Origin of the sequence: Bacteroides zoogleoformans (assembly GCF_002998435.1) — a bacterium.
GTDB classification, from domain to species: Bacteria; Bacteroidota; Bacteroidia; order Bacteroidales; family Bacteroidaceae; genus Bacteroides; species Bacteroides zoogleoformans.
On the sequence record NZ_CP027231.1, the window covers coordinates 2,810,576 to 2,826,333 of the forward strand.

The following is a 15,758-nucleotide window of genomic DNA, read 5'->3' on the forward strand; positions in this document are numbered from 1 at the left end:
CTCCGTATCAACTCCGTACCAACTCCGTATCAACTCCGCATATCCTCTGTTTCTATAGATGCGGAGGAAATACGACTTTGATACGGCTTTGATGCGGCTTAGTCATGGTTCGGACGATAGGAACAAGGGCTCCGGGCATCATCTGTTGAATAGTTCGAAGGTAAACTTACAGCCAATCTCCTGATATTTCCAATTGGCAAAAGAGGCAAATACGCCAAAGTCAAAAATATGGGTACCGATGCCATATCCTGCCTCCATATAAGGTTTCAAATGGGGGACAACCAGTGAATTCAGGTAGAGACGTTCGTTCAGCACATGCTGGGTATACTTCTTCAAGTGGCTGAGCAGAAGAAAGGGAGCTTCGTAAACAAAATGCCCGCGGAGATATTTGCGCGAAGAGTTATACCAACGGCCGTCCAACAGCTGGAACACTCCTCCTATGTCATCACTCCATCCCATCGGGAGATTGGAACGTCGCAGATTGACAAAATCCACAAAAAAGAGTTCTTCCTGATTGGTAAACTCACCCCAACCCAGCCGCCAATAGATGCTGCGCATCAGCCCTAAAGAAAGCTGATGCTGTAAATCTATCTCGATACGCTCATACGAGCTGCTGCCGCTCAGCAAGCCTTTAAGTCCCCGCTCCCAATCGACAGACAAAGTGGGGTATTTGGAATGGAGATTCACCTTACGCCGGCCGTCCATATAATAATATTGCCCAGGAGTCCACGACAAGCGGATGCGAGGAGCAAAGCTGTTGTAGGTATGGCGGAATTTGGTCAGGACATCCCGATTGATACTCGGCAGGGGCGCCAAACCCACCACATCGGTCTGCCCCGTGTGGGTCGTTGAAGTCCGCGGAGAGATTTTTTCAAGATTAATCATAAACTTAGAGCGGTTCACTTCCGTACGCCGATGCACGGACACACCCATCTCCAACGACAGGCCGTTCACTATCTCCCAACTGTGCCTGAGGTTGAGGTACAAGTCGTTGAAATAGTCCAAATGTATCTGCTTGAAGTCAAAAATACTGTCGGGAATGCTTTTCAACTCATCCAGCACGCCGCTACTGTATATGCGGTTGCCGTTGCCTGCTTCCAGATGAAACGCCGCTTTTTTACGAGGGCAATAGTCAAAGTCGGAGCTTATGCTCCAATAGAAAATCTTCTCCTTAAAGCTGTAACCTATCCGTGGAACAATGCGCAACAGCCTCTCTCCCTTGAACAGGCAGTTGTACTTGAACTCCTGCCGGTACGACAGTCCCTGCTTGCGGCTATAACTCATCAGAAGCGGGTTTATCAGCGGCGAGCAACGAATGCTTCCCAACTTATCGAGTTTCACTGTGTACCGGCTTATCAACGCATCGCCTATCTGCCCCCAGAGCACCACGTTCTTATTCTTGGGTCGTTTCTTCCGGGCAAGCGTGTCTCTATGCAAAAAGAAGTCGTCATACAGCGTCTTTTCGCGGGGAGTGAGCGGAATGGGGCGCAGGGCGTTGAAGTACGTCGTATCGCGTTGATAGGCATTGGTGTCGGTAGACAAGGTATAGCAGTCCGACAAGTCGTATCTGCTTTTCGAAGAAGTTCTTCGTGCATCGCCCACTGCCTTCTGAATGATATCCCTATAATTAAGAACAGCCTCATACTTGCCTTCTATCACATTGCCGAGGAGGTGAAAACTGGCATCGATGGCATATTGCAGCGGAAGAAACTCGTCCGAAGCCCCTACATCTCCCATCTTCACCAGATTATTGAACCTGACCATTTCATTACGTCCGGAGAAACGCATCTCGCGCACGCTCCACACGTTGTCGCTCACCACCAGATAGCCGCCTACCAACTGAAAGCTCTTGTATTTCGGCATAAAGCGAATTTTATATTGCAAGTCGTGCTTTTCTCCCATCACCGTATCAAGCCGGTAAGTATAATATTTCTTGGCGTTCGACGCCAAAGGCGAAAGCAACTTGTCGTGCAAGAGCGTAGAGGCATAGACATTGATGTGGAAGTATTCCGGCAGCCGTCCGTCCAATTCCCAAAAATCGGATGCCGTGCCCATGGCAGACTTTACCTTCTGGTCATAAATGTTGGGAGCGGTGAAATGCAAATCGTTGTATGTCTCCATCATATACTCCCGCACCCCGCGTTTGGGACGAAACATAGAAGGAATATAGCGAAGGAAGTGGTTCTTCTTGCAGATGTTCACCCAACCTTTTATGTAAAGGTCGGCTCTATAACTCTCTACAATCCGTTCATACAAAGGCGCAAAGAAAATTACTTTACTCATGATGGAGTCTGCCGAACGCGTTTGCTCATCCATCGGATAGGGCGCACTCTGAGCGCTGGCTTCTTGCATGGAAGCAAGCAGGCAACAACATCCAATCCATATAAGCAATAAACGTTTCAAGTGTAATGTCTCTTCATAGATTGCGGCAAATATAAAAAGAATTTACATATTAGCCGCAAGTCTTCAGAAAATTAAGTGTCTGCTTTCGAAACTGTTTTGAAGTTTTATCGGCGTTTTCCGAGGCTGTTTTCAGTCTTTTTGTCTGTTTTTCTGTTTTTAGGAGGAAAAATCACTTTTTTTCTCTATCCTATTCTTTTGATGGGGGGTGGCCCCTTAAAACATTGTTTTTTCTATAAAATACCTCTGTTTTTTAGGGGTACATTCGGGAAAAACATATACTTTTGCGCCAAAACCCGTAAAAGAAGAGATCTGTATGTCAAAAATGAGATTCTTTGCTTTGCAGGAGCTTGCCAATCGGCAGCCTCTTGAAGTATCTACCCCTTCAAACAAATTGTCCGACTACTACGGCAGTCACGTCTTCGACAACAAGAAGATGCAGGAATATCTGCCTAAAGAGGCTTATAAGGCTGTGACCGATGCCATAGAAAAAGGCACGCTCATCAACCGCGAGATGGCCGACCTGATTGCCAACGGCATGAAAAGTTGGGCCAAGTCACTCCATGTGACACACTACACGCACTGGTTTCAGCCGCTGACCGACGGAACAGCCGAAAAGCACGACGGATTCATCGAATTCGGTGAAGACGGGGAAGTCATCGAACGCTTTTCCGGCAAATTGCTCGTCCAGCAGGAGCCGGATGCCTCGTCTTTTCCCAACGGAGGCATCAGAAACACTTTCGAGGCGCGCGGATACACGGCATGGGATGTCTCTTCACCCGCTTTCGTGGTCGAATCCACGCTTTGCATCCCCACCATCTTCATCTCCTATACAGGCGAGGCGCTCGATTACAAAACTCCGCTGCTGAAGGCGCTGGCGGCCGTAGATAAAGCCGCCACGGACGTATGCCAACTATTCGACAAGAACGTGGGGCGCGTATATACCAATTTGGGATGGGAGCAGGAGTACTTTCTCGTAGACCTCGCATTATACAATGCCCGCCCCGACCTTTGCCTCACCGGACGCACCTTGATGGGACATTCTTCGGCCAAAGACCAGCAGTTGGAAGACCATTACTTCGGTTCCATCCCTCCGAGGGTGACAGCCTTCATGAAGGAACTTGAGATAGAATGTCACAAACTGGGCATTCCGGTCAAGACCCGCCATAATGAAGTGGCTCCCAACCAATTTGAATTGGCTCCCATCTTCGAGAATGCCAATCTTGCCAACGACCACAACCTGCTTGTCATGGACCTGATGAAACACATCGCGCGCAAGCATAAGTTCGCCGTATTGCTGCACGAGAAGCCCTACAGCGGCGTCAACGGCTCGGGCAAACACAACAATTGGTCTCTTTGCACCGATACGGGTGTCAATCTCTTTGCGCCGGGCAAAAATCCCAAAGGAAACATGCTGTTCCTTACTTTTTTGGTGAACGTGCTGATGATGGTTTACAAGAATCAGGACCTGCTGCGTGCCTCCATCATGACTGCCGGAAACAGCCATCGGCTGGGAGCCAATGAGGCTCCTCCCGCCATCCTTTCCATCTTCTTGGGAAAACAGCTTTCTTCCATCCTCGATGAAATAGCCCGCCAGATAAGCGACAGCAAAATGACGTCGGAAGAGAAGACCACCTTGAAGCTGGGCATCGGGCGCATCCCCGAAATCTTGCTCGATACTACCGACCGCAACCGCACTTCGCCGTTTGCCTTCACCGGCAATCGTTTTGAGTTCCGCGCTGCAGGCGCATCGGCCAATTGCGCGGCCGCCATGATTGCCATCAACGCCGCTATGGCCAAGCAGCTGAACGAATTCAAAGTGTCCATCGACAAACTGATGGAAGACGGTGTGGGTAAGGACGAAGCCATCTTCCGCATTCTGAAGGAGACCATCATAGCCTCCGAACCTATCCGTTTCGAAGGTGACGGCTACTCCGAACAGTGGAGAAAGGAAGCCGCACGCCGCGGACTGACCAACATCTGCCATGTGACCGAAGCGCTGATGCACTATATGGATGCTCAATCACGTTCCGTCCTCATCGGCGAACATATCTTTAACGAAACGGAGCTGGCTTGCCGTCTGGAGGTGGAATTGGAGAAATACACCATGAAGGTGCAGATAGAAAGCCGTGTGCTGGGCGATCTTGCCATCAATCACATTGTGCCCACGGCCGTCGCCTATCAAACCCGGCTGCTGGAAAATCTCATCGGCCTGCGCGAAATCCTCTCTCCCGAAGAGTATGATGAGCTTTGCGCCGACCGGAGAGAGCTTGTTCGTGAAATATCCCAACGTGTGGCAGCCATCAAAACGCAGGTACGCGACATGACCGAAGCCCGGAAGGTGGCCAACCGCATGGAGAGCTGCAAAGACAAGGCTTTTGCGTACGAGAAGAGTGTAAGCCCTTATTTGGAGAGCATACGCGACCACATCGACCACCTCGAAATGGAAATCGACGACGAAATATGGCCGTTGCCCAAATATAGAGAATTGCTGTTCACAAAATAAAGGCGGACGCGCCCGGAGAAGGAAGGTGCGGAGGCTTTTTGAGGCAGCCTCTGCATCTTTTTATCATACTTGCGCAATATTTAAATTTTTATTTTTACTTTTGTGCTGTATAACACAGTTTTGCAGCAGTTATGGTAAAAGTAAACTTATCCGAAATCAATGTTCCGGAGTTGATTGCCGACATGTGGCAACCTTTGAATGAAGAACAGCGGGAATTTCTCGCGAGCCATTTTACGCTCCAGAATTATAAGAAGAACGAAACCATTCATTGCGAGGGTGAGACTCCCGCTTATTTGATGTGCTTATTAAGCGGTAAAGTGAAAATCTACAAAGAGGGTGTAGGTGGAAGAAGTCAAATCATCCGCATGATTAAGCCCGTTGAATATTTCGGTTATCGTGCCTACTTTGCCAAAGAAGATTATGTGACGGCTGCCGCCGCTTTTGAGCCTTCCGTCATCTGCCTTATTCCGATGACCGCCATCACGACTCTGGTCAGCCAGAACAATGATCTTGCGGCTTTCTTCATCAAGCAACTGTCCATCGATTTGGGCATAGCCGACGAACGGACGGTGAACCTTACACAGAAGCATATTCGCGGGCGATTGGCAGAGTCGTTGTTGTTCCTCAAAGAAAGTTACGGATTGGAAGAAGACGATTCTACTTTAAGCATCTACCTCTCGCGCGAGGATTTGGCCAATCTGTCGAACATGACAACTTCCAACGCCATCCGTACCTTATCACAATTTGCTACCGAACGATTGATCACCATCGACGGGCGCAAGATTAAAATCATTGACGAAGAGCGACTTAAGAGAATAAGTAAGATAGGATAGAGAAAGAGCGGTTGTCTTGAAGAAGAGAGTGGTGCAGTGAATCTGATTATCGACATAGGAAATACGGTGGCCAAAATGGCGGCTTTCGACGGCAGAGCGCTCGTGGAAGTGCTGTATGACTCTAATCGTACATTGGAACATCTGCCCGGCTTTTGCGAGAAATATCCGTTTGAAAAGGCCATCGTGGCTACTGTCATCGATGTGGATAGGCAAGTGCGGAACCGCTTGGACGAACTGCCCTGCCCGGTGCTGTGGCTTGATGAAAAAACCTTACTTCCGGTAGAGAACCTCTACGATACGCCCCACACCTTGGGCTACGACCGCATAGCCTCTGTGGCGGGTGCCAATGAGCAATATCCCGGCCGTGACATATTGGTGGTGGATGCCGGTACCTGCATCACCTACGAGTTCATTGACGCGGCGGCACGCTATCACGGAGGGAACATCTCGCCCGGCATGCAGATGCGCTTCAAGGCGCTTCACCGGTTCACCGCCCGACTGCCCTTGGTGTCTGCCGAGGGTCCTTTGCCTTCCATGGGCAAAGATACCGATACGGCTATCCGTGCAGGAGTGCTGAAAGGCATAGAATATGAAATAGTCGGCTACATAAGAGCTATGAAGCATAAATATCCTGAACTTTTGGTTTTTTTAACGGGCGGGGATGATTTTTCTTTTGATACAAACTTAAAAAATATCATCTTTGCAGACAGATTTTTAGTGTTGAAAGGATTAAATAGAATTTTAAACTATAATAATGGCAGGCTATAAACAGACACTTTCGGTGCTTTTGCTCATGATATTACCCGGGGCGACAATCGCTCAAAACAATACGAATTCACCCTATACGAGGTATGGATACGGACAGCTGGCAGAACCGGGTTCGGGCAACAGCAAGGCTATGGGGGGCATTGCTTATGGCTTGCGTGATAATTCACAGGTGAACTTTGCCAATCCGGCATCTTATACAGCTGTGGATTCGCTGACTTTCATTTTCGATGGAGGGGTCTCTTTGCAGAACGTGAATTTCGGTAGCGGAAGCGTGAAGCGGAATGCCAAGAATTCCAGCTTCGACTATATCACGATGCAGTTTCGCGCCGGTAAGTGGGCTGCCGTAAGTTTGGGATTATTGCCCTACTCGAACGTGGGATACAATGTGGGAGAATATCGCGAGAATAAGGAGTATCCCGATAATTCCAACTCCGTGGTCTATTCGGGTGAGGGTGGTTTGCATCAGTTGTTCTTGGGAGCAGGCTTTAAAGTGCTTAAGAACTTTTCAGTGGGTGCAAATATTTCCTATTTTTGGGGAGATATAACGAGAACCTCGGAGATGTCCTTTGTATCCGCTTCGTCCGTGTTCCCCTATAAACAGCAGGTGAATGTGTCCATAAAGAGTTATAAGATTGACTTGGGGGCGCAATATACCCATCGGTTCGGAAAGAAGCATGTCGCTACCCTGGGCGTGGTCTTCTCGCCGAAACAGAATCTGAACAACGAAGCCTACAAGATGACTCAGTTGGGTAACTCCACCACCGGAGCAAGCACTACAACGAAAGATACCCTTCTCACTTGCGGCATTCCGGCAAGCTTGGGCGCGGGTGTGACGTATGTGTATGACGGACGGCTGACGCTGGGAGTGGACTTGCTGACCCAGAAGTGGAGCGACGTGACTTTTATGAACGACCGCTCGGCGCTTTGCGACCGGGCAAGATTGTCGGTCGGTGCGGAATATCTGCCCAATCCTGTGGGAAGAAGTTATCTCTCTCATGTGAAATACCGGTTGGGGGCTTACTACTCCAAGCCATACTATAAGATAGACGGTGTACGTGCCGCCGATGAATATGGCGTGACGGCGGGTTTCGGATTGCCTATACCGCGAACGCGTTCCATGCTGAGCCTTTCGGCGCAATATGCGAGAGTGAATGGCTCGCGTGCGAATTTCTTGAATGAAAACGTGCTGCGTGTTTCCGTAGGGGTCACGTTCAATGAGCGCTGGTTCTTTAAACGGAAGGTGAACTGATGAGGATGAAAGGTTTTGATTATAATAACTAAAATTTGAATACAATGAAAATGAAGACGCTTGTAGCTGCCTTGCTCCTTTCGGGTGGAGTGACCGGCGCTTTTGCACAAACTGACAATTGCAAAGCTCAGAGCAGCATCTCGCACGAGGCTGTAAGGGCGGGGAATTTTAAAGATGCCTATGTCCCCTGTATGGAGGTGCTGAAGAATTGCCCGACGTTGAGATTTTATACCTATACGGATGCCATTAAAATCTTGAGAGCTTTTCTTGGTGACATCAAAGACCGTAATTCTGCGGACTACAAGAAGTATTTCGACGAACTGATGCAGGTCTATGATCGGGAATTGCAATATTTGCCGGATCTCAACAGAAGTCTGAAGACTCCGATGAGTGCCGCCAAGGAATTGGGTAAGAAAGCGATTGATTATATTCAGTACGCCCCGAAACCCGATAACGAGCAAGCCTACAAATGGCTGAAAGAAGCCGTTCAGGGAACAGCCAATGATCCTGATGGCGCCATTCTTCACTATTTCCTGGAAACGTCCATGAACAAGGTGAAGGCCGATGACAACCATACCGACCAGTTCTTCCAAGACTACATCGATGCTTCCAAATCGGCCGACGATGCGATTGCCGCTGAAACGAACGAGCAGAAGAAGGCTGTGCTGCAGACCATCAAGGATAATCTGGTGGCCATGTTCGTGCAGAGTGGCGTTGCCGACTGCGAATCTTTGCAATCCATCTATGGCCCGAAAGTGGAGGAAAACAAGACTGACTCTGCTTTCCTGAACAAGACCATTGCCATCTTGAGGATGATGAAGTGTAATGAAAGCGAGGTTTATTTCAAGGCTTCCGACTATCTGTATCAAATTAACCCGACAGCCGACGCTGCTGTCGGCGTGGCTTATATGTATTACAAGAAAGGCGATTACAACATGGCCGTGAAGTACTTCGACGAGGCGCTGGGCATGGAAACCGATAATGGAAGAAAGGCCGAAATGGCTTATGCTACGGCCGCTGCCCTGATGCAGGCCAAGAGATTGTCTCAATCGCGACTGTATTGCCAGAAAGCAATCAGCTTCAAGGAAAACTATGGTGAACCTTATATCCTTTTGGCACAGCTTTACGCTTCCAACCCGAATTGGAATGATGAGCCGGCTTTGAATAAGTGTACTTATTTCTTGGCGATAGATAAATTGCAGCGCGCCAAGGCTGTGGATCCTTCCGTCGCCGAAAGAGCCAATGAACTGATTGCCTCTTTCTCACGTCACACACCTCAGGCCAAAGACCTCTTCATGCTGGGTTATAAGGCCGGTGACCGTATCACTATCGGTGGGTGGATAGGCGAGTCTACAACTATCAGATAAAATCATGTTGCCTGGTTTCATACACGCGATCTATTATAGATTTTTCAGCATAACCATTGTCCTTGGGGCGATGGTTATGCTTCTTTTATTTTCGGCTTGTTCCGGCAGGGAAAAGGCATTGGGAAAAGCCATTACGGAGCGCGATTCTCTGCCTGTGCTCGATACTCGCGGTGTAGCTTCGCTCATTTCCGACTCGGGCGTGACACGCTACCGCATCCATACGGAAGAGTGGCTGGTCTTCGACCGTAAAGAGCCCCCTTACTGGGCTTTTGAAAAAGGGGTGTATCTGGAGAAATTCGACTCTGTCTTTCAAGTGGAAGCCAGCATCAAAGCCGATACGGCCTACTACTATAATAAAGACGAATTATGGAAGCTGATGGGACACGTAGACATCAAGAACCTGAAAGGCGAACGCTTTTCCACTGAATTGCTGTATTGGAATCAGCGGGAACAGAAAATTTACTCCGACAGGTTCATCCGCATAGAACAACCGGACAGAATTATCACCGGACGCGGATTTGATTCGAACCAGCAGATGACCGTCTATAAGATTCATCAACCGGAAGGTGTCTTTTATATTGACGAAGAGGCACTGGCAGGAGACAGCTTGCAAACAGATAGCTTAAACAGATAAAAAATATAAAGATGGATACCTTCCTTTTTTTATTGATCACAATGGCATTCTCGGCTTTCTTTTCGGGCATGGAGATTGCCTTTGTCTCTGTGGACAAGCTTCGCTTTGAGATGGAAAAGAAATCCGGCGTCACTTCCGGCATCATCTCCTATTTTTTGCGCAATCCCAACAACTTCATTTCAACCATGTTGGTCGGCAATAATATTGCGCTTGTCATCTACGGTATCCTGATGGCGCAAATCATAGAGGTGAACTTGCTGGCAGGAGTCATCTCCAACCATTTTGTCATGGTGCTGGTGCAGACCATCCTCTCCACGCTCATTATTCTGGTGACGGGAGAATTTCTGCCCAAGACCTTGTTCAAGATTAATCCTAACCTGATGCTGCGCTTCTGCGCGGTGCCTCTTTGGGTTTGCTACGTCGTTTTGTTTCCCATCTCGAAACTGGCTTCCGGGCTGTCGTATCTGTTTCTGCGGGCGCTTGGAGTGAAGGTAAACAAAGAAGCGTCCGACAGGGCTTTCGGCAAAGTGGATCTGGACTACTTCATACAGACGAGCATAGAGAATGCCGGCAATGAAGAGGAACTGGATACGGAGGTGAAGATTTTTCAGAATGCGCTGGATTTTTCCAATATAAAGATACGCGATTGCATTGTGCCGCGTACGGAAGTGGTGGCGGTGGACCGCACGGCAGGACTGGAGGAGCTGAAGAATCTCTTTGTAGAGTCGGGCATCTCGAAGATTGTCGTTTATGACGGAAATATTGATAATGTGGTGGGGTATATCCATTCGTCGGAAATGTTTCGGAATCCGGCGGACTGGAGAGATAATGTCAAGGAAATGCCTATCGTCCCTGAAACCATGTCGGCTCATAAACTGATGAAACTGTTCATGCAGCAGAAAAGAACCATCGCCGTGGTGGTGGATGAGTTTGGCGGTACGGCAGGTATCGTCTCGCTGGAAGATCTGGTGGAAGAAATATTCGGCGACATCGAGGATGAGCATGACAACAGCTCCTATATATGCAAGCAGATTGGCGAGCATGAGTATGTGCTCTCGGCACGGTTGGAAATAGAAAAAGTGAATGAAACTTTCGGACTGGACTTGCCCGAATCGGATGATTATCTGACGGTCGGAGGATTGATTCTGAACCGTTATCAGAGTTTTCCGAAACTGCATGAGGTGATTACCGTGGATAACTATCTGTTCAAAATAATCAAAGTCACGGCCACGAAAATAGAACTGGTGAAGTTGAAAGTCGCGGAATAATTCGGCATCAGCGTATTTTTTTACGCAATAAATAGATGTGTATTAGCATTTTTTGTATCTTCGTGCGCTAAAAAGAAATTGGATAGAGAATAATAATAAACAAATAAATCATACTAACTAAAATGGCAACATTACAAAACATTCGGTCGAAAGGACCTTTATTGGTGATTGTTATTGGTTTGGCGCTGTTTGCTTTCATTGCAGGCGATGCTTGGAAAGTACTTCAGCCACACCGGTCGCAAGATGTAGGTGAGGTGAACGGGGAAACTGTTTCCGCTCAGGATTATCAGGCGTTGGTAGAAGAATACACGGAGGTGATTAAGTTCTCCAGTGGCAACAACGCATTGAACGATGAACAGACCAATCAAATCAAGGATGAGGTGTGGAGAACATACATCAACAATAAACTGATTGAGAAAGAAGCCAAAAAACTGGGACTGACGGTGACGAAAGCAGAAATTCAGGCTATCATCGATGCCGGCGTGCACCCCATGCTGCAACGTACTCCTTTCCGCAATCCGCAAACCGGGGCGTTCGATAAAGATATGCTGAAGAAGTTTTTGGTGGATTACTCTAAGATGAACAAGGCACAGATGCCTTCTCAATATGCAGAGTACTATGAGTCTATGTACAAATTCTGGTCTTTTCTTGAAAAGTCGCTCACACAGAGCCGTTTGCAGGAGAAATATCAGGCTTTGATTACGAAGTCCTTGTTCTCTAATCCGGTGGAAGCAGAGGTTGCGTTTGACGCCAGAGTGAATCAGACGGATCTGTTGTTGGCTGCCGTGCCTTATTCCTCCATCGTTGACTCGACCATTGTGGTGAATGATGCCGACCTGAAGGCTGCTTATGACAAAAAGAAAGAACAATTCAAGCAATATGCTGAAACGCGTAACATCAAGTTTATCGATGTGCAGGTCACTGCAAGCGCCGAAGACAAGGCTGCCCTCCGGAAGGAAATGGAGGAATATACGGAACAGCTTGCCGGCAATCCGGCTGATTATGCTTCCTTTATCCGCTCCACCGGTTCGGAGACTCCCTATGCCGACTTGTTCTATACTACACGTTCTTTGCCGGCCGACGTAGTTGCCCGTCTGGATTCTGTTTCAGTGGGCGGTGTATTCGGCCCGTATTATAATGTAGAAGACAATACCATCAACTCTTTCAAGAAGCTGGCTTTCGCCTCTATGCCGGACTCTATTGAGTTCCGCCAGATTCAGGTGGTTGCCGACGACGCTGCGAAGACCAAGACATTGGCTGATAGTATTTACAATGCCATCAAAGGCGGTGCCGACTTTGCGGCGGTTGCCAAAAAGTATGGTCAGACCGGCGAACCCGCGTGGATTTCTTCGACTAACTATGAAGGTGCCCAAATAGAGGGTGACAACTTGAAATATATCACAGCTGTGACGACTTTGGCACAGAACGAACTGACCAATCTGGCTTTGGGACAAGCCAATGTCATTTTGCAGGTGACTGCCAAAAAAGCGGTGAAGGATAAATATAAAGTAGCCGTTATCAAGCGTCCGGTGGACTTCAGCAAGGAAACTTATAGCAAGGCTTACAATGAGTTCAGCCAATTCATAGCAACGAACAATACGTTGGAAAAGATGGTTGCCAATGCCGAAGATGCGGGATATAAATTGCTGGATAGGACGGAGTTGTATAGCTCGGAACATGGAATTGGCGGCGTGAGAGGAACCAAAGATGCGTTGAAGTGGGCGTTTGAAGCCAAGGCCGGTGAGGTTTCCGGACTGTATGAGTGTGGCGAGAGCGACCGCATGATGGTGGTAGGTGTGGCAAGCATCGTACCGGAAGGCTATCGTCCGTTGGCTCTGGTAAAAGAGCAGCTGAGGGCTGAAATCCTCCGCGATAAGAAAGCCGAGAAAATTATGGCCGACATGAAAGCAGCCAATGCCGCTTCGTTCGACCAATATAAGAACCTGACGAACGCTGTCAGCGACTCTGTGAAGCATGTCACTTTCGGCGCTCCTGCTTATGTTGCAGCTCTTCGCAGCAGCGAACCGCTGGTGAGCGCTTATGCATCGGTAGCCGAACTGAACAAGCTGAGTGCTCCCATCAAGGGTAATGGCGGTGTTTTCGTTCTGCAAGCTTATGCAAAAGAAAAGCAGAATGACACCTTCAACAAGGAAACCGAAGAAACGGCCTTGAAGAATATACATGCACGTATGGCAAGCCAATTCATCAACGACTTGTATTTGAAGGCGGAAGTTAAGGATAAACGCTACTTGTTCTTCTAATAACAAGTAGGGGCCTTTATAAGGAAAGAGGTGTTGCAACGCGCACCTCGAACCTCTTTAGGCATGGGTTCCACGGAATGCACGGATGGGGTTATATCACGACCGTGTGGTTTCGTGAAATCCATGCTTTTTTCCGTTTGGTTCATTGATTTTATGCAACTTTTTTGTTATCTTTGCATTCTAAGAGGAATATATGTTTCTTTGCGACAGGGCGGGTGTTGGGCGGAAGAAGTGATGTTTTCTTAGATAAAGTCCGTTGTCTCTCGACAGGACGTTCTTTTTAATGAAAAAAACTATAATATGCAGAAACGACCTCTATTGGGGCTGACCCTCGCTGAATTACAAAACGTGGTGAGGAACTTGGGGATGCCGGGTTTTTCGGCCAAGCAGATAGCCTCTTGGGTGTACGACAAGAAAGTGACTTCCATTGATGAGATGAGCAATCTTTCGTTGAAGCACCGTGAGTTGCTGAAGGAGATGTATGAAGTCGGTGCCGAAGCTCCGGTAGATGCGATGCACTCGGTGGATGGTACGGTGAAATATCTCTATCGGGCAGGAGAGGGGCGTTTTGTCGAAGCGGTTTACATTCCTGAAGACAACCGTGCCACACTTTGCGTCTCTTCGCAGGTGGGATGCAAGATGAACTGTAAGTTCTGCATGACAGGCAAGCAAGGATTCACAGCCAATTTAACCTCTCATCAGATTATCAATCAAATCAGTTCCTTGCCCGAAAGAGAGAAGCTGACCAATGTGGTGATGATGGGGATGGGCGAACCGCTTGATAATTTGGACGAAGTGCTGAAAGCGCTGGAGGTCATGACCGCCTCCTACGGATATGGATGGAGTCCCAAACGCATTACCCTCTCTTCCGTAGGACTGCGGAAAGGATTGCAGCGCTTTATAGAAGAGTCCGATTGTCATTTGGCCATCAGTCTGCATTCTCCCCTGCCTCTGCAACGCAGGGATTTGATGCCTGCCGAAAGAGCTTTCTCCATCACGGAGATTGTGGATTTGCTAAGAAACCATGACTTCGGCAAGCAACGCAGGCTTTCCTTCGAGTACATCGTTTTTAAAGGAGTGAACGACTCGATTACGTACGCCAAGGAGCTGCTGAAGTTGTTGCGCGGGATGGATTGCAGGCTCAATCTGATTCGTTTCCATGCCATACCGGGTGTGGAGCTTGAAGGAGCCGATATGGAAACGATGACGGCTTTCCGCGACTATCTGACATCGCACGGACTGTTCACCACCATACGCTCTTCGCGTGGTGAAGATATTTTTGCGGCGTGCGGCATGCTTTCTACCGCCAGGCAAGAAAAAGAATAAGAACAAATTAATATAAATTATTGACTTTGACGGAAAGGATGTTGTGCATTCTTCTTAGCTTTGTGAAAATAAAATGGATAGAGATTATGAAAAAGCGCTTGTTCTATGTAAGTTTAGCTCTTATGCTGATACTTTCTGCCGGATGCGGCAAAGGTAAAAAGGGAGTGTTTACACCTACTTCCAGTGGCCGTGCGTATGAAATTCTGGTGGTGGTTAACGCCGGATTGTGGGAACGCCCTGCCGGCAGAGCCTTGTTCGATGTGCTCGATACGGATGTTCCCGGATTGCCGCAGTCGGAACGTTCATTCCGCATCATGTATACTGATCCGAGCAATTATGACGCAACATTGAAGATGATTCGCAACATCATCATTGTGGATGTGAATAAGGACTTGTACACGCAGCCCAAATTCAAATCGGCGAAGAACGTCTATGCTGCCCCGCAATCTATCCTGACCATTCAGGCGCCTGATGAACCGTCGTTCGCCCGGTTCGTGGAGGAGAACAGTCAAGTTGTCATCGACTTCTTTACCCATGCGGAAATGAACCGGCAGATTTCGGTCTTGAAGGATAAACACAGCGATTATATTGCTACAAAGGTGAAAAGCCTGTTTGATTGCGATGTGTGGGTTTCCGGCGAACTGACCTCTACCAAGCAGGGTGAGGGTTTCTTTTGGGCAGGAACGAACACTGCTACCGGTGACCGGAATTTCGTAATCTATTCTTATCCTTATACGGATAAAGCAACATTTACTAAAGAGTATTTTGTGCAAAAGCGTGATTCTGTGATGAAAATCAATATTCCGGGTGCCAAAGAAGGCATGTATATGATGACGGACTCTTTGATGACCGATGTGCACCCCATCAGCGTGCAGGGTGAATATGCGCTGGAAGCTCGTGGGTTGTGGCGTGTGAAGGGTGATTTCATGGGTGGACCTTTTGTCTCTCATGTACGCTTGGATAAGGCCAATCAGCGCATCATCGTTTCGGAGGTCTTTATCTATTCACCCGATAAGTTGAAGCGGAATCTGGTCCGCCAGATGGAAGCCTCGCTCTATACGCTGAAGTTGCCCGGCGGCAAGCAGGAGGGAATGGAGATTCAACTCAACACTGTTTCGAAAGATACAATAAGCAATAAGTGAAAAA

The 15,758-nt window shown here is 48.2% G+C and carries 11 protein-coding genes; 10 read left to right on the forward strand and 1 reads right to left on the reverse strand.

Going from position 1 to position 15,758, the window contains the following annotated elements:
- Positions 1 to 138 precede the first annotated feature (138 nt).
- A complete protein-coding gene (locus tag C4H11_RS11730; protein WP_106043386.1) occupies positions 139 to 2,352 on the reverse strand; it encodes a DUF5686 family protein in 2,214 nt (737 codons plus the stop codon).
- Between the two features lie 364 nt (positions 2,353 to 2,716).
- On the opposite strand from C4H11_RS11730, the gene C4H11_RS11735 reads away from it, so the two are divergent.
- The 10 genes from C4H11_RS11735 to C4H11_RS11780 all read left to right on the forward strand — a co-directional run bounded on the left by C4H11_RS11735 (position 2,717) and on the right by C4H11_RS11780 (position 15,754).
- A complete protein-coding gene (locus C4H11_RS11735) occupies positions 2,717 to 4,906 on the forward strand; it encodes a glutamine synthetase III family protein (RefSeq protein ID WP_106042260.1) in 2,190 nt (729 codons plus the stop codon).
- 131 nt (positions 4,907 to 5,037) lie between these two features.
- Positions 5,038 to 5,739: a Crp/Fnr family transcriptional regulator gene (locus C4H11_RS11740; RefSeq protein WP_106042262.1), complete on the forward strand. Its 702-nt coding sequence runs from the start codon at positions 5,038 to 5,040 to the stop codon at positions 5,737 to 5,739.
- 36 nt (positions 5,740 to 5,775) lie between these two features.
- The gene (locus C4H11_RS11745; protein ID WP_106042264.1) at positions 5,776 to 6,507 is read left to right on the forward strand and encodes a type III pantothenate kinase; all 732 of its coding nucleotides are present in this window, start codon (positions 5,776 to 5,778) and stop codon (positions 6,505 to 6,507) included.
- Positions 6,494 to 7,756, forward strand: coding sequence for a hypothetical protein (locus C4H11_RS11750; RefSeq protein WP_106042266.1), 1,263 nt, complete (start codon positions 6,494 to 6,496; stop codon positions 7,754 to 7,756). Before C4H11_RS11745 ends, C4H11_RS11750 begins: the two co-directional genes overlap by 14 nt.
- A 44-nt stretch (positions 7,757 to 7,800) precedes the next feature.
- Positions 7,801 to 9,123, forward strand: coding sequence for a tetratricopeptide repeat protein (locus C4H11_RS11755; RefSeq protein ID WP_106042268.1), 1,323 nt, complete (start codon positions 7,801 to 7,803; stop codon positions 9,121 to 9,123).
- 4 nt (positions 9,124 to 9,127) lie between these two features.
- A complete protein-coding gene (gene lptC, locus C4H11_RS11760; protein WP_106042270.1) occupies positions 9,128 to 9,757 on the forward strand; it encodes an LPS export ABC transporter periplasmic protein LptC in 630 nt (209 codons plus the stop codon).
- Between the two features lie 11 nt (positions 9,758 to 9,768).
- The gene (locus C4H11_RS11765; RefSeq protein WP_106042272.1) at positions 9,769 to 11,025 is read left to right on the forward strand and encodes a hemolysin family protein; all 1,257 of its coding nucleotides are present in this window, start codon (positions 9,769 to 9,771) and stop codon (positions 11,023 to 11,025) included.
- Positions 11,026 to 11,147: 122 nt separating this feature from the next.
- The gene (locus tag C4H11_RS11770; RefSeq protein WP_106042274.1) at positions 11,148 to 13,286 is read left to right on the forward strand and encodes a SurA N-terminal domain-containing protein; all 2,139 of its coding nucleotides are present in this window, start codon (positions 11,148 to 11,150) and stop codon (positions 13,284 to 13,286) included.
- 300 nt (positions 13,287 to 13,586) lie between these two features.
- Positions 13,587 to 14,612, forward strand: a complete 1,026-nt coding sequence (gene rlmN, locus C4H11_RS11775) for a 23S rRNA (adenine(2503)-C(2))-methyltransferase RlmN (RefSeq protein WP_106042276.1) — start codon at positions 13,587 to 13,589, stop codon at positions 14,610 to 14,612.
- A gap of 86 nt (positions 14,613 to 14,698) precedes the next feature.
- The gene (locus C4H11_RS11780; RefSeq protein ID WP_106043388.1) at positions 14,699 to 15,754 is read left to right on the forward strand and encodes a DUF4837 family protein; all 1,056 of its coding nucleotides are present in this window, start codon (positions 14,699 to 14,701) and stop codon (positions 15,752 to 15,754) included.
- Positions 15,755 to 15,758 lie beyond the last annotated feature (4 nt).